The sequence below is a fragment of the Lysinibacillus sp. LK3 genome, from assembly GCF_001043675.1.
GTDB lineage: Bacteria > Bacillota > Bacilli > Bacillales_A > Planococcaceae > Lysinibacillus > Lysinibacillus capsici.
Genome location: NZ_LDUJ01000014.1, coordinates 447,619 through 466,265 on the forward strand (window position 1 = coordinate 447,619; position 18,647 = coordinate 466,265).

At 39.3% G+C, this 18,647-nt stretch carries 21 protein-coding genes; 14 read left to right on the top strand and 7 right to left on the bottom strand.

Features of this window, described 5'->3' with window-relative positions:
- Window positions 1–2 precede the first annotated feature (2 nt).
- The 6 genes from VK91_RS10130 (at window position 3) to VK91_RS10155 (ending at window position 5,357) form a co-directional block, all read left to right on the top strand.
- Window positions 3–944, top strand: a complete 942-nt coding sequence (locus tag VK91_RS10130; protein WP_048392409.1) for an ABC transporter permease — start codon at window positions 3–5, stop codon at window positions 942–944.
- Window positions 944–1,747 (top strand): ABC transporter permease, encoded by an 804-nt coding sequence (locus tag VK91_RS10135; protein WP_048392410.1) that lies wholly within the window; start codon window positions 944–946, stop codon window positions 1,745–1,747. Before VK91_RS10130 ends, VK91_RS10135 begins: the two co-directional genes overlap by 1 nt.
- Before the next feature lie 20 nt (window positions 1,748–1,767).
- Entirely contained in the window at window positions 1,768–2,640 is an 873-nt protein-coding gene (locus tag VK91_RS10140) for an ABC transporter ATP-binding protein (RefSeq protein ID WP_048392411.1), read from the top strand.
- The gene (locus tag VK91_RS10145; protein WP_048392412.1) at window positions 2,634–3,446 is read left to right on the top strand and encodes an ABC transporter ATP-binding protein; all 813 of its coding nucleotides are present in this window, start codon (window positions 2,634–2,636) and stop codon (window positions 3,444–3,446) included. Before VK91_RS10140 ends, VK91_RS10145 begins: the two co-directional genes overlap by 7 nt.
- Window positions 3,443–4,639 carry an MFS transporter gene (locus tag VK91_RS10150; protein WP_048392413.1) on the top strand — a complete coding sequence of 399 codons (1,197 nt, stop codon included), beginning with the start codon at window positions 3,443–3,445 and terminating at the stop codon, window positions 4,637–4,639. The genes VK91_RS10145 and VK91_RS10150 overlap by 4 nt, the downstream gene beginning before the upstream one ends.
- An 82-nt stretch (window positions 4,640–4,721) precedes the next feature.
- Entirely contained in the window at window positions 4,722–5,357 is a 636-nt protein-coding gene (locus VK91_RS10155; protein ID WP_048392414.1) for a 50S ribosomal protein L25/general stress protein Ctc, read from the top strand.
- A 48-nt stretch (window positions 5,358–5,405) separates the two neighbouring features.
- Here VK91_RS10155 and VK91_RS10160 read toward each other — a convergent pair whose 3' ends face one another.
- The 3 genes from VK91_RS10160 to VK91_RS10170 all read right to left on the bottom strand — a co-directional run bounded on the left by VK91_RS10160 (window position 5,406) and on the right by VK91_RS10170 (window position 7,055).
- Entirely contained in the window at window positions 5,406–6,011 is a 606-nt protein-coding gene (locus VK91_RS10160; protein WP_048392415.1) for a DUF2812 domain-containing protein, read from the bottom strand.
- On the bottom strand, window positions 5,998–6,285 hold the full coding sequence (locus VK91_RS10165; RefSeq protein ID WP_048392702.1) for a PadR family transcriptional regulator: 288 nt from the start codon (window positions 6,283–6,285) through the stop codon (window positions 5,998–6,000). The genes VK91_RS10160 and VK91_RS10165 overlap by 14 nt, the downstream gene beginning before the upstream one ends.
- Window positions 6,286–6,428: 143 nt before the next feature.
- Window positions 6,429–7,055 (bottom strand): YitT family protein, encoded by a 627-nt coding sequence (locus VK91_RS10170; RefSeq protein WP_004230690.1) that lies wholly within the window; start codon window positions 7,053–7,055, stop codon window positions 6,429–6,431.
- Window positions 7,056–7,218: 163 nt separating this feature from the next.
- On the opposite strand from VK91_RS10170, the gene VK91_RS10175 reads away from it, so the two are divergent.
- Together VK91_RS10175 and ade are read left to right on the top strand one after the other, a co-directional pair.
- Window positions 7,219–7,641 carry a pyridoxamine 5'-phosphate oxidase family protein gene (locus VK91_RS10175; protein WP_048392416.1) on the top strand — a complete coding sequence of 141 codons (423 nt, stop codon included), beginning with the start codon at window positions 7,219–7,221 and terminating at the stop codon, window positions 7,639–7,641.
- Window positions 7,642–7,736: 95 nt separating this feature from the next.
- Window positions 7,737–9,482 carry an adenine deaminase gene (gene ade / locus VK91_RS10180; protein ID WP_048392417.1) on the top strand — a complete coding sequence of 582 codons (1,746 nt, stop codon included), beginning with the start codon at window positions 7,737–7,739 and terminating at the stop codon, window positions 9,480–9,482.
- Window positions 9,483–9,658: 176 nt separating this feature from the next.
- Here the strand turns inward: ade and VK91_RS10185 are convergent, their stop codons facing one another.
- Both VK91_RS10185 and VK91_RS10190 read right to left on the bottom strand, forming a co-directional pair.
- Complete coding sequence (locus VK91_RS10185) at window positions 9,659–10,453, bottom strand: SDR family NAD(P)-dependent oxidoreductase (RefSeq protein WP_048392418.1); 795 nt, start codon at window positions 10,451–10,453, stop codon at window positions 9,659–9,661.
- Between the two features lie 111 nt (window positions 10,454–10,564).
- A complete protein-coding gene (locus VK91_RS10190; RefSeq protein ID WP_048392419.1) occupies window positions 10,565–11,575 on the bottom strand; it encodes an AraC family transcriptional regulator in 1,011 nt (336 codons plus the stop codon).
- 508 nt (window positions 11,576–12,083) lie between these two features.
- On the opposite strand from VK91_RS10190, the gene VK91_RS10195 reads away from it, so the two are divergent.
- Together VK91_RS10195 and VK91_RS10200 are read left to right on the top strand one after the other, a co-directional pair.
- Entirely contained in the window at window positions 12,084–12,623 is a 540-nt protein-coding gene (locus VK91_RS10195; RefSeq protein ID WP_048392420.1) for a flavodoxin family protein, read from the top strand.
- A gap of 261 nt (window positions 12,624–12,884) precedes the next feature.
- Window positions 12,885–13,784, top strand: coding sequence for a LysR family transcriptional regulator (locus VK91_RS10200; RefSeq protein ID WP_048392704.1), 900 nt, complete (start codon window positions 12,885–12,887; stop codon window positions 13,782–13,784).
- Window positions 13,785–13,806: 22 nt separating this feature from the next.
- Here VK91_RS10200 and VK91_RS10205 read toward each other — a convergent pair whose 3' ends face one another.
- Both VK91_RS10205 and VK91_RS10210 read right to left on the bottom strand, forming a co-directional pair.
- Window positions 13,807–14,835: an S-layer homology domain-containing protein gene (locus tag VK91_RS10205; RefSeq protein WP_048392421.1), complete on the bottom strand. Its 1,029-nt coding sequence runs from the start codon at window positions 14,833–14,835 to the stop codon at window positions 13,807–13,809.
- A gap of 125 nt (window positions 14,836–14,960) precedes the next feature.
- Window positions 14,961–15,698, bottom strand: a complete 738-nt coding sequence (locus VK91_RS10210; protein ID WP_048392422.1) for an SDR family NAD(P)-dependent oxidoreductase — start codon at window positions 15,696–15,698, stop codon at window positions 14,961–14,963.
- A 160-nt stretch (window positions 15,699–15,858) separates the two neighbouring features.
- Here VK91_RS10210 and VK91_RS10215 point away from each other — a divergent pair, with 160 nt between their 5' ends.
- The 4 genes from VK91_RS10215 (at window position 15,859) to VK91_RS10225 (ending at window position 18,640) form a co-directional block, all read left to right on the top strand.
- A complete protein-coding gene (locus VK91_RS10215; RefSeq protein WP_048392423.1) occupies window positions 15,859–16,467 on the top strand; it encodes a TetR/AcrR family transcriptional regulator in 609 nt (202 codons plus the stop codon).
- A 206-nt stretch (window positions 16,468–16,673) separates the two neighbouring features.
- Window positions 16,674–16,835 (top strand): hypothetical protein, encoded by a 162-nt coding sequence (locus VK91_RS22845; protein WP_004230657.1) that lies wholly within the window; start codon window positions 16,674–16,676, stop codon window positions 16,833–16,835.
- 152 nt (window positions 16,836–16,987) lie between these two features.
- Window positions 16,988–17,902 (top strand): metal ABC transporter solute-binding protein, Zn/Mn family, encoded by a 915-nt coding sequence (locus VK91_RS10220; protein ID WP_048392424.1) that lies wholly within the window; start codon window positions 16,988–16,990, stop codon window positions 17,900–17,902.
- Window positions 17,903–17,911: 9 nt separating this feature from the next.
- Window positions 17,912–18,640, top strand: a complete 729-nt coding sequence (locus VK91_RS10225) for a metal ABC transporter ATP-binding protein (protein WP_048392425.1) — start codon at window positions 17,912–17,914, stop codon at window positions 18,638–18,640.
- Window positions 18,641–18,647: the final 7 nt, after the last annotated feature.

The window sequence follows — 18,647 nt, forward strand, 5'->3', positions numbered from 1 at the left end:
AAATGGTGCCATTTTTTGTTAAACGGATAGCAAGTATGTTACTGGCGTTGTTTGGTATTACCATCATCGCCTTTGGATTAATTCGCTTTATTCCTGTTGATCCTGTTGAAGCTTATTTTACAATCAATCAAATTCCTGCTACTGAAGAGGCCATGACAAGTATGCGTGAAGAAATGGGGCTAGATCAACCTTTGTGGATGCAATATATTGCTTGGCTCAGCCATGCATTGCAATTAGATTTTGGAACATCCTTTGTATCGAAAAAGGCTGTGGCAACAGAACTTTTTCCACGCTTTGAGACGACATTTCTTTTAGCGGTAACAGCATTAGTCATAATTATTGTCAGTAGCTTGGCTATTGGTATTTGGTCTGCAAGAAAAAACGGTGGATGGCTGGATTGGTTTACACGTACCACGATCTTTACAATCGCATCCATGCCCAGTTTTTGGCTGGCCTTTCTCTTCATTTACACCGTGGCTTTGAAATGGGGTGTACTACCTCTCATGGGGTGGGGAAGTTTTGCTCATGTCATTTTACCATCGATAACACTGGCTTTAGGATTTATCCCTTATTACATTAGGCTCATCCGCTCAAGCATGAGAGAAGAAATGAAGAAACCGCATGTTCTATTTGCCCGTGCTAGAGGTGTAAAAGAAACGGTTATTTTGCGTACACATATTTTCAAAGGCATTTTACCACAACTTATCACATCCCTTGCCATGACCTGTGGAGGCCTATTAGGGGGGGCAGCGATTATTGAGAATGTTTTTGCCATTTCTGGCGTAGGGCACTTTATTGTGGAGGCTATGTTAGCAAGAGACTACGCTGTACTACAAGCTTTTATCGTCATCATTGGGGGATTATATATCACCGTCAATTTTATAGCAGATATACTTTGTGCGGTTATTGATCCACGTGTCAGGCTGAAAGGAGGCGCTCTTTAATGAAAAAGCATCTGTCACTCATCATCAGTAGCTTGCTTGTACTTGTGCTAGTTGTGATGGCTCTATTTGCTCCTTGGTTAGCGCCTCATGATCCTTATACAACAGATATAGCCAATAAATTACAGGGATTTTCTATGCATTACCCCTTAGGTACAGATCACCTAGGGCGCTGTGTGCTCTCTCGTTTATTATTTGGTACGCGCACCTCTCTGCTACTAGCCTCTGGCGTACTATTCATTACCTTAATCATTAGCATCATCGTAGGGTGTCTGGCAGGGTACATCGGTGGGCTGGTTGATCTAGTATTAATGCGTATTTGTGATGTTCTGCTCTCCATTCCTGATTTTATTTTTGCCCTGGTCATTGTAGGTGCGTTAGGTGGTGGCGTTAAAAATATGTTTGTGGCAATTTGTTTTGTGTCGTGGGTAGGTTTTGCGCGTATTATTCGCAATATGGTGCGTTCTTTAAAAGAAAGCACTTATGTACAATATGCACGGCTGACAGGTGTACCGAAACGAAAAATTATAAGGAGGCATATATTGCCGTTTGTCTTTCCACAAATATTTTTGTTAAAACTAATCGGGCTTGGCTCCACAATACTTTTAATTTCGGAGCTGTCGTTTTTAGGGCTAGGTGTTACGGCACCGATGGCAGAATGGGGCATGATGATTAATGATAGTAAAACCTATTTAATGAGTGAACCAACGCTTATGTTTATACCAGGTATCATGATCTCATTAACCGTTCTTATTTTTAATTGGTTTGGGGATGCCCTTCGTACGGCTATGGACGCCAAAGTATAAGAAGAAGAAGAGGTGACAATATGTTAGAGATAAGGGATTTGTCAATTACGCTTCAAACAGCACAGGGACCTAAAAAAGTTGTGCAGCATGTTGATTTCCAGATTCCAACTGGTACAACGCTTGGTATTGTCGGGGAAAGTGGTAGCGGTAAAACGATGCTATGTTATGCCATCTTGCAACTGTTTCGGGAGTCCCGAAACTATGAGGGAGACATTTTATTGGAAGGGCGTTCCTTACTGGGAATGGATGAACAGCAGCTGCGAGGCCTTCGGGGCAATGACGTAGCATGTATATTGCAGAATCCTATGGCTATGTTTAATCCTATTATAACAATAGGAGAGCATATGATTGAAACATTACAAGCACACCGGTCGCTCAGTAAAAAACAAGCATTGCACATAGCAACTGAGCAACTTGCTTTTTTTCAATTGACCGATTCAAGACTGTTAAAAAAATATCCTCACGAGTTAAGCGGTGGCATGCTTCAACGTGTCATGATTGCCATGGCTATGAGTCTTCGTCCAAAGCTTTTGCTTGCAGATGAGCCAACAACAGCCCTTGATACGATGACACAGCTCAAGGTTTTAGAGGAATTGTCTCATTGTCAGCAACAATATCAGACAACGATGCTGATTGTGTCACATGATCTTGGCGTCATTGCCCGCATGGCAGATCAAATTGTTGTTATGCGAAGAGGGAAAATCATGGAATATGGTCCAGCCGAACGGCTATTACAAAACCCTGTTCATTCCTATACCAAAGCATTAGTCGCAGCTAAAAGGAAGGATGATCAACTTGAAAAACTTGTGGATAGCTGGTCAGGTGATACAAACGGAATTCTATATGAACTAGACACGAACTATTGGGTAAGACAGGAGGAAAACCGATGTTAGAAATCCAACAAGTATCTAAAACCTATCGAAAAAAGAGATTGTTTGGGGAACATGAAACAATAGAAGCTGTGAAAAATATGTCATTCACCTTGAAGCAAGGGGGTTGCTTAGCCATTGTCGGAGAGAGCGGTAGTGGCAAAACCACACTAGGAAAGCTGATAATAGGTATGGAAAAGCCAGATAGCGGTACCATTCACTTCGATCATATTAATCTAGCAACGACATCTAAAGAAGAGAAGAAGCTATTACAAAAAAATATTCAAATCGTTTTTCAAGATTGCCATAGTGCTGTGAATCCGAAAATGAAGATTCAAGACATCATTGCAGAGCCAATGAATTGTCATTTACAGTTGACAAAACAACAACAGCTAGAAAAAATAAAGGAGCTTTTAGTACAGGTGGGACTATCTGAGAGAGATGCTCAAAAATACCCTCATCAATTAAGTGGTGGTCAGTTACAGCGAGTGACCATCGCAAGGGCGATAGCAACAGAGCCTAAGCTCATCATCTTAGATGAATCCATTAATAGCTTAGATATATTGGTACAAATCAGTATCCTAAAACTTCTGAAACAATTGCAACAGGAGAGAGGCTTCAGTTATTTATTTATTACTCACGATTTACACGCAGTTAGTTTGTTTGCAGATGAAGTAGCTGTTGTAGACCAGGGTGAAGTGGTTGAATTTCTTCATGATGTGTCTCAAATTCCATGTATGACCCATCCGATAAGCCAACGCTTATTAGCCTCTAGATTACCTATAAATCGTCAAGAAATTTCTTCGTTGCAAGGGGAGCAAGTCTCATGAAACTTCAGCCTTTATCCCTTCGCATGATGCAATTATATGGACTTGCGGTTATTTTTTTTACCGCCAATGCCGTGTTGACAGTTATTTTTCCATTAGAAGCAGCGGATGGGGGGTACTTGGAGGGTGAAATTGGAGTCATGATGGCCATGTATATGCTTGTTTGTATGCTATTAAGACCTTTTGCTGGCCAAATGGTCGCCAAGCATAGTCCTTATACGATTATGCAATGGCTGTTAGTAGGCCATGCACTTGCACTGCTTATCTATGTCATATTTGGTATTGATAGTGTTTTTTTAGTACGAGTCCTACAGGGTATCATCACCGCTTTCTTTTCTATGGCGATGCAGCTAGGTATTACAGTTGTCTTACACGACCATGATCGGGGGCAAGGCATGTCGATGTATTCCTTATCCAGTGTTGTACCTGGTTTATATGGACCTGCAGTAGCGCTACTCTTGTGGACGCAATTGGATAGTCAGGATTTATTAATCTTTGTGGTTATGTTGGCTCTTCTGCCACTACTGTTTTTTATTGGCTCACCTTTACCAAAAGCAAAGGAAGACACAGAAGTTGTGACAACAAGAGAGCTGTTAGCCGCCATGAAGGGGGTAAAACAACACAAGGGGCTAGTCATATCAGCAATCGTTATGGTTCTTGGTGCTGCTATTTTTGGCGCCATCACCACCTTTTTACCATTGTTTATGCTGACCGAGGGAGTGGGGAATCCAGCTATTTATTTAACGTTACAGGCATTGGTCGTGGTGGGTAGTCGCTTTGTATTGCGACGCTCTATTCCTTCAGATGGACAATGGCATCCGAAATTTATTGCATGTGTGCTTTTCAGCTCCATATTGGGCACAACGTTGCTTGCTGTTTTACCTGAAATAGGATCTTTTGTCTATATTTCCGCTGTTTTCAATGGCCTTGCCTCAGCGATGCTATATCCGACAATTACTACATATATGTCGTTTGTTGTACCACAAGAATCGAGAAATGTTTTGCTAGGTTTATTTTTAGCTACCTATGATTTAGGCTTTGGGTTGGGTGGGTTTTTGATGGGCTTTATTGTGCAATTTACATCCTATATGGTCATGTTTATGGTTTGTACGGTTTTAGCGATTATCGCACTCTGTGTTGTATTGCGTAACGGTAATCCCGAAAGGCAAATTATCACTACCATACTGACCAAATAATCGCGTGCTTGCTATGTATAAAATACAATAGAAAAGGCAAAACCTTTTATGAGACTAGTTTCCATGAAAGGGGAAATATTCGATGAATATGGTTTTAACTGCCAGTAAACGTCAAAAGGGACAACAATCTTCTTTAACACAGCTTCGACAAAATGGGGGCATTCCAGGTGTAGTTTACGGCTTTCAAATGGAATCAACGGCAATTATGTTAGATGCGAGAGCCTTTGCAAAAATGTTAGCTACACACGGTACGAAAAGTGTTTTCCAATTAGATGTTGAAGGAAAACGCATTAATGCAGTTTTAACAGAGGTACAACGTTGTGCATTAAAAGGGAATGTTAAGCATGTGGATTTTAAATCCATCAATATGTCAGAGGAGCTAGAAGTGGATATTCCAGTGACTGTAATTGGGGATGCAGTTGGAGTTGCTGATGGCGGATTCCTGCTCCAGCCTAATCGTGAAGTGCGTATTAAAGTGAAGCCAACTGACATTCCAGAAACCATTGAAATAGATGTTACAAATGTTGCAATTGGGACTTCTCTATACGTCGGAGATATTCGTCAACAGTTCTCGTTTGAAATTTTACAAGAGGATGACTACACACTTGTGACGATTACACCACCGGCTGCTGAAAACGTACAGGAAGATGATACAGTGGACGATACACCAGAAGTGATGGAAGCAACAGGACAAAATACTGCTGAACCAGAAGCATAAAGGAAAGAGGAGCCTCCTTACACTACGTAAGGGGCTCCTTGTTATTTGCTATAAAAATTGCTGTATGGATTTACGATAACGATAATAGAGTGTGATGTAAATACTACAAGTTGCTAAAAATAGCCATGGTGGAAGAAAGCGCATGATGGCAAAGGGTGTTTCAAATAAAAAAGCAAAAAGGAAGGCAGAACCTTCTTTATCCCATAAACCTGGGGTATAATATGCGCTTTTTATACTGAAAAAGGGAGCGACGTTATCGTTGCCATTAAAAATCATTAAGAAGATAAGTGAGAGTATTGCCCAATTGCTTGCATGTTTCATTAAACGTTTATATTTCGCAATGTGGGAATCATGATCTGAAAATAATTCATCATTACCATCTTTACTTTTTGTCCAATAAAAAGTGCCATCATATGATTTTTCTTTTACTATACGCCAGCCAAAATCTTCATGTAATTGCTTATAGGTTGCTTTCTTTTCTTTCCGAAGCTCCTGCTGACAATCAATCCGAATAACTTGTTCAAGATTTTCAGTAGGCTGAAATGTATAAATACCTGCTGAGTTTATGTGAGAGCATATCCAACCCTTGGCTAACATTTCGTTTAACCAACGCTCTTCCTTTTCGATATCAAAAAAGATTTTAAACTTTATCATGTTCGCCAGCTCCCTCGTATAAAGATAAAATGTGCTGCAATCTTTGTTGCTCTGCCGCTAATATTTCTAGACCCTCTTCTGTGGTTTGATAAACCTTGCGTCTTGTATCCTGGGTCTCAACAGGCGCGATCCAATGATATTTTAATAAATTTTCAATGGCTCCATACATAGTGCCGGCAGCAATCCTTACACTACCTGCGCTCATTTCCTCGATTTTTTGCATCATGGCATAGCCATGTAGCGGTTCACGTAAGGCAAGTAGAATATAATGCATGGTTTCGGATAAAGGTAATAATTTATGTTTTTTCACATCTTCACCTCAAATATACAGTTGGACTATATAGTTTGATTATATATAGTTGAACTGTATATTTCAACTGTAAAAAAGACAATGCAAAAATGCATTGTCTTTAAAGTTTAGACAACAGCGCTTTTCACGCCTGTCCATCGCATAAATAATTTTTCGTTATAGGATAAGGCAAATTGTACGATTGGTCCAAGCCCAAATGCCATAAATACCGTACCGATGCCTATAGGACCGCCAAGTAGGAAGCCAATGATTGCAACTGTTACTTCCATTGTTGTACGAGAGCGAGTCACACTCCAGCCAAGCTTATGAACCATCATCAGCATGAGTGTATCACGCGGTCCAATACCTAAATTTGCTACCATATACATTCCACAGCCCCAGCCTAGTAACACTAACCCTGTAAGGTAAGAAATAAGTTGCATCCAAAAACCATCAATATCAGGTAACCAATAGTTGAAAATATCAATAAAAATGCCTGCCAAAAACATATCGATAAACGTTCCAGGTAAAGGGAACTTTTTCGTAATCAGCATATCAAACGCTAAAATAGCAAGTCCCAAAATAATGGACCATGAACCGATTGATAGGCCTACTGTTTTTGTTAAGCCAATATGTAGTACATCCCATGAGCCCACTCCAAAGAGTTGGCCTTTAATTGTTAATGTGATACCAAAAGAAAGTACGATAATGCCTGTTATGAAAAACAAACAGCGCGTAAAAAAAGCTTGTTTCATTTTTAACCCTCATTCATTCGAAAATTCCTGTTGTCCATCCAGTTATTATAACAATAGATTTTCAATATGCCCGAAGATTGTCATTTCACATTTTTCAAAAAAAGACCGTTTAGCTTTCTTGGAAGAGGGCAAAATAGATATATAGATGAAAGGATGGGATATTATGACTTCTGTACGTGATGAAATTTTAGAAGTGTTAAATCGAGAAAAGATTGGCACAATGGCGACTGTAGAAAATGGCAAACCTTACTCACGATACATGACATTCCAGCATGAAGATTTTGTATTGTATACAGTGACGAATAAGCATTCAGAAAAAATGGAAGAGCTGCGCAAAAACCCATATACCCATATTTTATATGGCTACGAAAATGGTGGCTTTGGTGATACGTATGTGGAAATAGAAGGCAAACTTACTGAAGTACATGAAGAAGGGATAAAAAATAAACTAGCCGAATTTTTTACAAGTATCTTTATTGGCAATCAGGATGAAATGGTGACATTAAAGATTGAGCCTATTCGTATGCGCTTGATGAATAAAAAAGGGCAACCACCTAAAGAGCTAGAATTTTCGAACGACCATTGATCAATGGTCGTTTTTTACTGATGTAGCGATAAATAGTTGCAATGGCTAGCATCTTTTTGGCATGATAGTTCTTAAAAGAAAAAGGAGTATAAGTTATGTCGATAAAATTACAGCAGCTAACACAAAATGTATTATCATCTCAAGGAAAATTAGAGGCAGATTTTATACTGAGAAATGCGCAAATTGCGGATGTTTTTTCGTTAACATGGCAAAAAGCAGATATCGTCGTGAAGAATGGGATGATTGTGGCTCTAGATCGCACGAATAAGTTTCACGCTAAACAGGAAGAGGATGCGGCAGGAGGCTATGTCATTCCTGGTTTAATTGATGGTCATATACATATTGAGTCTTCTATGTTGACACCAGGGGAATTTAGTCGTGTTTTACTTCCTCATGGGATTACAACGGTGATAACTGATCCTCATGAGATCGCCAATGTCGCAGGAGCAGAAGGCATTCAATTTATGCTAGATGATGCACAAAAGGCAGATATGGATATTTTTGTGATGCTGCCATCAAGTGTGCCAGGTACACAGTTTGAAAATGCAGGCGCTACACTAACAGCTAAGGATTTGGCTCCATTTCTACAACATGAACAGGTTCGTGGATTAGCTGAGGTGATGGATTTCCCAGCGGTATTAAATGGGCAAGAGGACATGCTTCAGAAAATTTTATTATCGCAGGAAGCAAATTTAGTCATTGATGGGCATTGTGCAGGCTTACAAAGCGAACAAATTACAGGCTATCGAGCTGCGGGTATTCACACAGATCATGAATGTGTAACGGCTGAGGAAGCCATTAACCGTGTAGAGCAGGGGATGTATGTGCTAATCCGAGAGGGCTCAGCCGCGAAAAACTTACGTGACTTATTGCCAGCTGTCCAGTCACATAATGCTCGTCGCTTTGGTTTTTGTACAGATGATAAATATGTGGATGAGTTAATCGACGAAGGCAGCATCAATTATGATATCGCCATGGCAATAGCTGAAGGGATGCAACCATTGCAAGCAATCCAGTTAGCAACCGTTAACACCGCAGAATGCTATCGTTTATTAGATCGAGGTGTACTTGCACCAGGCTATAAGGCAGATTTTGTGTTAGTAGAGAATTTGTCAACAATGCAGGCAAAGGCCGTATGGAAAAATGGGCAGAAAGTGGCTGAAAATGGTAAAATGCTGACAAATCGTCAAGAGCCAGTTGTGCCTGCTCATATCCATCAATCTGTCCATTTACCAACCATTACAAAGGATAGGCTACAACTAGCATTCACAAAGGGTACAAAGGCGAATGTAATGGAGATTGTGCCGAATCAGCTAATTACCAATCATGTAATAATGGATGTACCTGTAAAGGATGGTTTTTTCGTCCCTTCTGTAGAACAAGATTTACTGAAACTAGCCGTCATCGAACGTCATCATCAGCTACACACGACAGGTTTAGGAATTGTTAAAGGCTTTGGCTTACAAAAAGGAGCAGTAGCCACAACAGTAGCTCATGATTCCCATAATGCCCTTGTTGTAGGAACAAATGATGAGGATATGGTCCTGGCGCTTACACGCATTCAGGAAATCCAAGGGGGCTTTGTGATCGTTGCGGATGGCCAAATTCTAGCGGAGATGCCATTAACCATTGGTGGCTTGATGACAGATGTACCAGCTCAACAGGCAAAGGAGCAGCTAGCAGGCTTGCACAGGGCATTAAAGACGCTTAATCCAACATTAGATTTCCATTTTTTACTAACGTTTTCTTTTGTGGCATTACCAGTTATTCCTACTTTAAAGCTAACAGATACAGGATTATTTGATGTGACAACCTTCCAGCATATCTCAGTAGAAGCATAGACGGTAGAACGACCTAATTGCGGTAAGCGATTAGGTCGTTTATTATCATTCTGTATACCGTAATTTGGTAAATCTTTTTTTACGTCGTGGAAATATATTTTCCCATATGCTCCTTCTGCTCATTCATTGAGCAATATGCAGCCATGCGATTTATCGTCATGGAGACGAGGGGAATGTTAAAAAATTGTCGGTACCATACCACCATCCATACGAATCGGTGAACCTTTAAATGCAGATGCAAATGGACTACATATAAATGTAGTTATTCTCCCTATTTCGATGGGTTTGATAAATCTTTGGATTTCTGATTGAGGTAGGTTTGTCATCATAAATTCTCTCTCTTTCTCAGAAAAACTCATGTCTTTATTAGGAAACATACCATCAATTATTTGATACACATTCTCAGAGAGTGTTGGTCCTGGCATGATTGTATTAATTGTAACCTCTCTTCCTATTGTTAATTTAGATAGGCTTTTTGACAAAGATAATAGCATCGTTTTTGTCATGCAATATTGAGGCATTTGTCCCGAGGGCATAATTGCTTCTTCACTTGCAATAAAAATAATGCGACCAAAATTATTTTCCAACATTTTAGGCAAGTAAAATTTAGATAATCCATTTGCCGCAAGAACATTAGTACGAAAGTATTTTTCCCATGTATCATCATCAACATCTTCATATGGCATAATTTCATAGATACCCATATTGTTCACTAAAATATCAATACAGGGATATTTTTCAAATAAAGCTTCTCTTTGATGTATATCAGCAATATCGGCTGTAGCATTTTGTGGAAAAGTAGATGGATAAGTTAATTTAATTTCATTTACAGTGCGTTGTACCTCTTCATCATTTCGTCCATTTATTAGTACGTTCACACCTTCTTTGGCTAGTTCGATAGCGATTGCTTTCCCTATACCTCTTGTAGATCCGGTCACTAAAGCTGTTTTATTGTTCAATCCTATATCCATATTACATTGCTCCTCTATCTATTCTGATTTTCTAAAGTGGATGTAAAAATAAAACTCCAACTTTTTTGAATGTCTGACTATTGCTATTGTGTTTCAAAATTTTATATTTATCTAATTTGTTCCTACATGTTTAGAACGCCAATTTGAAGGCGTATCACCTTCCCAAAGGTGGAAGGCACGGTAAAACGAGTTCTGATCTTCGTATCCAATCAGGAAGGCGACATCTTTAATATCAAGCGAGGGGTCTGCTAGATACTCGCGTGCCTGATCACGTCGAACTTGTGTTAACAAAAACTTAAAGCTCGTGCATTCGTTAGTAAGCCTGCGCTGCAAGGTACGGTCGCTCATTCCTAACTCGCTCGCGACTGTCTGTATGTCAGGGCGTCCTCCTGCTAAGCTTCGTTTTATTATCCATTTAACCATCTCAGTGAAGGAACTGCTAAGTTGGTGCTCATTCAACGATTGATCCAGAAGAGGGGTCAACATTTCCAGTAACTCTAAGTTATATGAGGCAAAGTGACGATCCAGATCCCCACGGTGTATCGTCAACCGGTTACACGTTGCACCCATTTGGATACTGCAACCGAAATACTCTTCAAGGGTCTGTACATCGCCCATAGGATGTGAAAATTCAACTAACTTTGCTTCTATCGGTTGACCTGTCCCCCGACGTCCGAGCTCAAGAAGAAATGCAAGTGTGATACCAACCAGCATAGGTGGACCAGGTTGCTCAGTATAGGCCCAATCTAGTTCGATTGTACAATCCTCACCTTCCTCAGTGATACGCAAGCTTTCAGGCGGACACAGTTGTTTGTACCGTACCATTCTCTTTAACGCATCACGATAATCACGTGCATGGTAGGCTACTAGGACAGTAGGTGGGTAATGAGTTGGTTCAAAGCTAGTCGCTAGTTTGATGATTCCTTTAGCAGTGTCGTCAATGATATCGGAATAAGCCTGCCACATCGAAAAATATTGGGTTATAGAGACGACTGATTCCTTAATAATAGTGATAGGTAGCCGTGCTTTTCGAACCACGTCTTGCGGGGCAATTCCTACTTGACGTAATCCTTCCCAAAATCCCAAAGGCATTTTAATACGATTAGAGGTATGTAACAACATCAATTTGAGGCTCCTTCATCATGTATATTTATTGTTCATATCGTGATTTTTGCCCTGCTTTGTTTGAACGGGACAGTTTATATAGTATCTTCTCAATCAAGCCTTGTAACTAGCGAACAGTGACTACTAACTTGCTATGTGCGACAAATTTTTAGAAAACAAGAATATTAATGCTTGGATCAATGCAATACTTTGTTAACTTTAGCACATCTTAATCACTATCATTCGCAGTATTCATTTTTCTCTTTTACAATATCCTCGTTTCTTAAAAACTAAAGAGATATTTTGATTTTTCTCAAGATATTTAATACAGAATAGGGTATAGAAGCTCAATACAGCAAAAAAATGTTTATATCTTTATACATTTTGCAAAAGAGCAACCCCTTTAAAATCATTTTTTTCGATTGATTTTATCGAAATAATCATCTTTATCGAATTGTAAATTCATAATAAGATATAGGTATACGGGAACAATAGTAAAAACTTCAAGGAAACGGGGATATTCTAAATGTCAATAGCAGTTATTTACGGTGGCAATCGGTCGAATGGGAATGTAGAGACTTTAACAAAATTAGCCACTCAAGGCCTAATGATTGAAGAAATTTATCTAAAGGACTGTGTTATTCAGCCAATAATCGATAAGCGTCATGCTGCGGAAGGGTTCACAGATGTCAGCGATGATTATAACGCCGTCATTGACCGTATTCTTCCACATGATATTCTTATATTTTCTACGCCTATTTATTGGTATAGTATGACAGGAGCAATGAAGAACTTTATTGATCGATGGTCACAAACCTTAAGAGACCCGAATTATCCTGATTTTAAAGCATTAATGTCTTCTAAAAAAGCATATGTCATTGCAGTTGGTGGAGATGAGCCTTATATAAAGGGGTTACCAATGATTCAGCAATTTCAACATATTTTTGATTTTGTTGGGATAACCTTTGAGGGATATATTCTAGGAGAAGGAAACAAGCCAGGCGAGATCCTTCAAGATCTAAAAGCATTGTCTGCAGCTGATCATCTTAGAAAAGACTTACAATAAGTCGACCTTATTGCCTTTAGATGATATTGACTATTTTTATAGCACAATACAATGAAACGAATTTGGAGGAAAGAAGTCTCCAAATTCGTTTCTCTTTATATGATAAAAGGTTCTTTTGATGTTAGATATTTACTTGCGCTATTGGTAAATGCAGCCATCTCTTTCTTTCAGCTACAAACTAGTGTATATTGGATTTTATTATCGAAAAGGATGAATGTTTCAACAAAAACTATCGAAGAAATAGATGAAGGGGTTCAAGTGATGGATATTAAGCAGCTTCAAACGTTTTTTACAGCAGCTGAAACATTAAGCTTTACACAGACAGCCCAGCTTCTTGACTACGCTCAATCGAGTATTACAGCTCAGATAAAAACATTAGAACAAGAGTTAGGTGTTCATCTTTTTGAGCGGCTTGGCAAGCGCATTATTCTCACAGAAGAGGGCAAGCGTCTACAGCATTATGCAAAAAAAATGCTTGAGCTAGACCGTGAAATGAAAAAAGCTATATCCAACGAGCAGGAGCAAGTCCTATTGAAGGTAGGGGCACAGGAAAGTCAGTGTGTCTATCGACTACCAAGTATTTTAAAGCAATTTCAACAAGCACACCCGCAAGTGAAAATCATTTTCAAGCCTGTGCATACAACAGCTATTGCAAAGGATTTATTACAAGCTGGTAAACTTGATATTGCATTGATAACGGACACTTATCAGGAAACAGCCATGCTCAATCGAGAGCGATTGATTCAGGAACAGCTTGTTTTTGTGAGTGCCCCCAAAGAAATTAGTCAGCCTCTATCGGCTCAACAAATTTCAACTGAAACGATGTTGTTAACAGAAACAGGGTGCTCCTATCGTAATCATTTAGAGGCACAGCTACAGCAAGAGGGTGTCAATCCCTTACAAATGATTGAATTCGCCAGTATTGAAGCAATCAAGCAATGTGTGATGGCAGGGTTAGGTATTACATTTTTACCTAAAATGGTTGTAGAGAAGGAGCTGGAAAGTGGGCAATTAATGGAAGTACCGTCCACAATTGATTTAGCGCCAATTTATACAGATATTGCATGGCATAAAGATAAGCATATGCATCCCTGTCTCGAAGATTTTATTGCCATCGCCAAACATAGCTATGAAGCTTTTAAGGATGAAAAAAGAGCCTGAATGATTCAGACTCTGTTACAAATTATTGCTGCTTGAGGGTACCCGAAAAATTGGTCCCTTCATTACGTTCAGCACGACAATCAATCTCGGACACCTTTAGGGCATTATTAGATAAACGTTCAAACTCGACAACACAACGATTGCCATTCGAGGATGTATTCATAAGGGCTTTCGTATTGCTTGTAATTGTGGCTGTGCCATTTACACTACCTGAAGCGGAGCCATCATTCGCCGTTAAAGCAATAGAAAAGCTCTTGTTTGTGGCATTGGAGATTATAGCATCACGGCGGTTAAACTCATTTGTACCCTTACCCCATTTATAGTAATAAGTATACACACCTTCCCATGCGCTTTTACTAGGAGTAGCCTGCTGTAATGATTTGTCGAGCTGATTTTGAGCATTTTTTGCCCTATTATTTAAGGATACGTTGTTGGCATTCTCATGAATTGCTTGTGCATCCGCTGAAATTTCATAATAATTTCGTTCGTCCATACGATAGAGCATCGTGACAACTTGCGCACGGGTCATGTTGCTTGTCACGCCATAAAACTTTTGTAAATTACGCTCTTCATACTGTGGATTTAGCCCAGAAGAAATATAGGTATCAAGTAAAAATTGAATAGATTGATCTAAGCCCTTCTTACCGCTAGCTAAATGAGCAATAGCCTGTGCCACTACACCACGCTTCACAGTAGCCGCTCGGATTCGGTTGTCGAAATAGCCATTTAAAGGCACCCCATAGCTTGCGAGCTGGTTATAGAAATCATCCGACCAGTTTGCCGAAGGCGTTTGCTTTTTTAATTCGTCGATGGGCGTTTCGAGCTCATAAAAATTGGCTAATAATTTTGCTAATTGCTGTTCAGTAATGGTAGCATTCGGTTTAAATGTACCGTCTGTAAAGCCATTAACAATATCATATTCTTCTGCCCATAAAATAGCTTCATATGCATAATGATCCTTTGATACGTCTCGAAAGCCAGCAGCTTGTACATTGCCTGCACTAGCTATAATCAGAATAGAAAATAATAATGTACCTATTACTTTTTTCATTTGTTGTCTTCATCCTTTCTTGCTCGCTTTAGTAATAGTTTGCAGGAAATGGATAAAAACTGCAAATTTTTCTAGTGAAAAAATAATCGCTGCCCTTAGTCGGGTAGCGATTATTTTAAACGTCGTTATTGGGCTGTGTAGCCACCATCTACTGTTAATGTGTTCCCTGTCATAAACGTTGAATCGTCACATGCCATAAATAAAACAGCTTTCGCCATTTCCTCTGGTTGTCCTAGTCGTTGCATAGGTGTGATTTGACGTAATGGCTCCTTACTTTCTTCTGGGATAATTGGTGTATCAATAAAGCCTGGACATAGGGCATTGACACGAATCCCTCGCGTAGCAAATTCTAATGCTAATGAACGTGTTAAATTAATCACGCCTCCTTTTGCAGCATTATAAGCAGCTGATCCTGGCGAGCCAACCCAACCATACATCGAAGCTGTATTAACGATTGTACCACCATTCGCTTTTAGCATTTCTTTGATGGCAGCCTGCGCCATTAAAAATACACCATCTAAGTCTACATTTACAGTTTGACGCCATTCTGTATAAGGAAGCTCCTCAGTTGGCGTAACACGACCAATCCCTGCATTATTAAAAAGGACATCGACTTTGCCAAATGCCTCAATAGTTGTTTGATAAATAGCTGCTACTTCCTGTTCATCCGTTACGTTTGCTTTGATAAATATGGCTTTTGCTCCTGTTGCCTGTAGTTCAGCTGCAAATGCTTGGCCTTTTTCCTCGTTTAGGTCCACAAGCACCACTTTTGCACCCTCTGCTACAAATAATTGGGCTGTTGCAGCACCGATACCAGAAGCACCACCTGTAATAATTGCGACTTTATCTTGTAATTTCCCCATACATGACACTCCCTTAAACAAACTTTTTTCTTGCACACTGTGTAAATCACGGTGTACTTTTATTGTAAAACGCCTGAAAACGGAAACAATCATTAATGTCGTAGTAAATATCTAACTAGTAGACATATGTGCCTGAAATGTCTAAAAGGGGGAAGTAAAATTGCCAAAATGGACACAAAGACAAGAAAGAACCCGCCGTCATTTTTATGAAGCGTTTGTCGATTTAATGAAACAACATGGTTTTCAAGCCATTACAGTGAAGGATATTGTAGAACGAGCGGGCTATAACCGTAGTACCTTTTATGTGCATTTTCAAGATAAATTTGAACTAGCAGAGAATTTACTAGAACAAATGCTGAATGGTCTGGAAGTGGCAGTAGGTGAACGCTACCTATATGGAGAAAAGGTATACACGACAAAATTGAAAGCACCATCCTTTAATATTATTCATTACATTTATAAGCACCGTTTGTTTTTCGAGCTGCTGAATGTGGAAGATACGATTCCTGGGTTGCACACCCGTATGCCCTTAACGATCACAAAAATTTATCAAGAGCAATTTAAATTTGAGACGATCAATCAGCAGCCTGTCAACATGAACATGTTCAAGCATTATACTTCCTACGGCTTTTATGGATTGATGATGCAATGGATTGCAAGCGGCTATGAAAAATCAGAAGAAGCTTTAATCAAGGATATTATTGAATTAACAAAAACACATATTTATGCATTTGAATTTATAGGAAAGCCGCTAGAAAAAGAAGAATAAAAGTATATTAACATAAATCTATGTATTTTTATAAAAGAATCTCTAATGTCTGCATTAGGGATTTTTTTGTTTGGGCTAAACTAATTTTTGTATAAGAAAAAAATTTTTTTAAAGAAATTTTCATAAAGTAGTTGAATTTTCTTTGTATTAAGCATATATTTTTCCTAAGGGAAACAAAATATCTCCAAAGAAAGAAGAGTGCGTGAATGAAAGATTTAGGTGATTTCAAACTGACGATTCTTCCAATGGCCATTTTAATTATTTTAGCAATCGTATGGAAACTGACCGATTCAGTAGGCGCAGGTATGATGTTAATCCTTTTCTGGATGAGCTGGCGCCAGCTTATCAGGAAAATGAATATAAATTAATGTATTGTGTGGAAAAAGTTAGGATATTGGCGTTGAATACGACTAGGGCGGGCATGACAACCAATTTACGGCTTGTCCGCCAATTGGTTACTTCGTAGTTTAGGCACTTTTTTCAAACAATTGCTTAATAAAGAGAAAGTTGAGGTAGGAAAATGAAACAATGGTTAGGTGTGGTGGTATTATCACTCTCATTTCTATTATTTGGCTGTTCAGCAGAAACAGAGGGTGAAAAAGAAGGCATTGTGGTTGCAACCACAGGACAAATTGCAGATGCGATTAAAGAAATCAGTGGTGATCATTTACAGGTATCAGCATTGATGGGTCCAGGCGTAGATCCCCATCTCTACAAGGCGACTCAAAGTGATTTATCGAAATTGGATAAAGCAGAAGTCATTTTTTATAATGGCTTACATTTAGAAGGACAAATGCTCGATATCTTTGAACAAATGGCGAAGGATAAAACGGTCTTGGCAGTGGGCGAGACATTAGATGAAAAGCAACTGCTTGCCAGTGATACGGATGCCATGCTCCATGATCCACATATTTGGTTTGATGTTGAGCTTTGGAAAGGTGTTGTCAAGGCAATCAGTACGCAGCTTCAGGAAGAATACCCTGAATTTAAAGAAGATTTTCAAACAAATGAAGCAGCTTACTTGAAAAAGCTGGATGATTTACAAAGCTACGCAGAAAAGCGTGTGAATGAAATACCACAGCAACAAAGAATATTAGTAACGGCTCATGATGCATTCAATTACTTTGGCAGAAGTCAGGGATTTGAAGTACGTGGCTTGCAAGGGCTGAGTACGGATTCAGAGTATGGTGTGAAGGATGTTCAGGAGATGGTTGATTTCTTAGTAGAAAATAAGATTAAGGCTCTTTTTATAGAATCCAGTGTGTCCGATAAGGCGATGAAAGCTGTCATTGAAGGGGCTAAGGAGAAAGGCCACGACATTGTCATCGGTGGGGAATTATTCTCAGATGCTATGGGAGCTGAAGGAACAACAGAAGGTACGTATATAGGTATGTATCAACATAACATCGACACGATCGTCGATGCATTAAAGTAGGTGAAGAATATGTATGCATTAACAGTGGAAAATCTATCAGTGGCGTATGATAAAAAAACAGTATTAGAAAATGCCTGTGTAACAGTGCCTACAGGTCATCTAGCTGCCATTATTGGCCCGAACGGTGCAGGGAAATCCACATTTTTAAAGGCCATTTTAAATCAGCTTCCTAATAAAGTGGGAAAGGTAGAAATTTTAGGGAAGGTGTTTGAGCCAAAGAGTTTAGTCGTAGGCTATGTGCCTCAGCGTAATGCGGTGGATTGGGATTTCCCAACAAATGCGTTGGATGTGGTGCTCATGGGGCGTTATGGCCATACAGGCTTATTTAAAAGACCGTCTAAGCAGGATAAAATTGTTGCTCGACAAGCTTTAGCAAGTGTTGGGATGCAGGATTTTGCAGAGCGTTCCATCGGGCAGCTTTCAGGAGGCCAACAACAGCGTGTATTCCTAGCTAGAGCCCTTGCACAAAATGCAGATATATATTTTTTAGATGAACCATTTGCAGGAGTAGATGCTGCGACAGAAAAAACGATTATTGATATTTTAAAGGATTTAAAGGCACAGGGAAAAAGTATTTTTGTTGTGCATCACGATCTTCAAACCGTCAAAGAATACTTTGACTATACGATTCTATTAAACAAAACGATTTTAGCATCAGGCGCAACGGAAGATGTTTTTACACCAGAGCAATTACAAAAAACATATGGTGGTAAACTTTTCATGATGCAGCATGTGTAAGGAGGGA

Excerpts from the sequence above, each read along its gene's own strand:
- VK91_RS10130 (WP_048392409.1), top strand. The coding sequence starts at position 3 with ATGGTGCCATTTTTTGTTAAACGGATAGCAAGTATGTTACTGGCGTTG.
- VK91_RS10135 (WP_048392410.1), top strand. The coding sequence starts at position 944 with ATGAAAAAGCATCTGTCACTCATCATCAGTAGCTTGCTTGTACTTGTG.
- VK91_RS10140 (WP_048392411.1), top strand. The coding sequence starts at position 1,768 with ATGTTAGAGATAAGGGATTTGTCAATTACGCTTCAAACAGCACAGGGA.
- VK91_RS10145 (WP_048392412.1), top strand. The coding sequence starts at position 2,634 with ATGTTAGAAATCCAACAAGTATCTAAAACCTATCGAAAAAAGAGATTG.
- VK91_RS10150 (WP_048392413.1), top strand. The coding sequence starts at position 3,443 with ATGAAACTTCAGCCTTTATCCCTTCGCATGATGCAATTATATGGACTT.
- VK91_RS10155 (WP_048392414.1), top strand. The coding sequence starts at position 4,722 with ATGAATATGGTTTTAACTGCCAGTAAACGTCAAAAGGGACAACAATCT.
- VK91_RS10160 (WP_048392415.1), bottom strand. The coding sequence starts at position 6,011 with ATGATAAAGTTTAAAATCTTTTTTGATATCGAAAAGGAAGAGCGTTGG.
- VK91_RS10165 (WP_048392702.1), bottom strand. The coding sequence starts at position 6,285 with ATGCATTATATTCTACTTGCCTTACGTGAACCGCTACATGGCTATGCC.
- VK91_RS10170 (WP_004230690.1), bottom strand. The coding sequence starts at position 7,055 with ATGAAACAAGCTTTTTTTACGCGCTGTTTGTTTTTCATAACAGGCATT.
- VK91_RS10175 (WP_048392416.1), top strand. The coding sequence starts at position 7,219 with ATGACTTCTGTACGTGATGAAATTTTAGAAGTGTTAAATCGAGAAAAG.
- ade (WP_048392417.1), top strand. The coding sequence starts at position 7,737 with ATGTCGATAAAATTACAGCAGCTAACACAAAATGTATTATCATCTCAA.
- VK91_RS10185 (WP_048392418.1), bottom strand. The coding sequence starts at position 10,453 with ATGGATATAGGATTGAACAATAAAACAGCTTTAGTGACCGGATCTACA.
- VK91_RS10190 (WP_048392419.1), bottom strand. The coding sequence starts at position 11,575 with ATGTTGTTACATACCTCTAATCGTATTAAAATGCCTTTGGGATTTTGG.
- VK91_RS10195 (WP_048392420.1), top strand. The coding sequence starts at position 12,084 with ATGTCAATAGCAGTTATTTACGGTGGCAATCGGTCGAATGGGAATGTA.
- VK91_RS10200 (WP_048392704.1), top strand. The coding sequence starts at position 12,885 with ATGGATATTAAGCAGCTTCAAACGTTTTTTACAGCAGCTGAAACATTA.
- VK91_RS10205 (WP_048392421.1), bottom strand. The coding sequence starts at position 14,835 with ATGAAAAAAGTAATAGGTACATTATTATTTTCTATTCTGATTATAGCT.
- VK91_RS10210 (WP_048392422.1), bottom strand. The coding sequence starts at position 15,698 with ATGGGGAAATTACAAGATAAAGTCGCAATTATTACAGGTGGTGCTTCT.
- VK91_RS22845 (WP_004230657.1), top strand. The coding sequence starts at position 16,674 with ATGAAAGATTTAGGTGATTTCAAACTGACGATTCTTCCAATGGCCATT.
- VK91_RS10220 (WP_048392424.1), top strand. The coding sequence starts at position 16,988 with ATGAAACAATGGTTAGGTGTGGTGGTATTATCACTCTCATTTCTATTA.
- VK91_RS10225 (WP_048392425.1), top strand. The coding sequence starts at position 17,912 with ATGTATGCATTAACAGTGGAAAATCTATCAGTGGCGTATGATAAAAAA.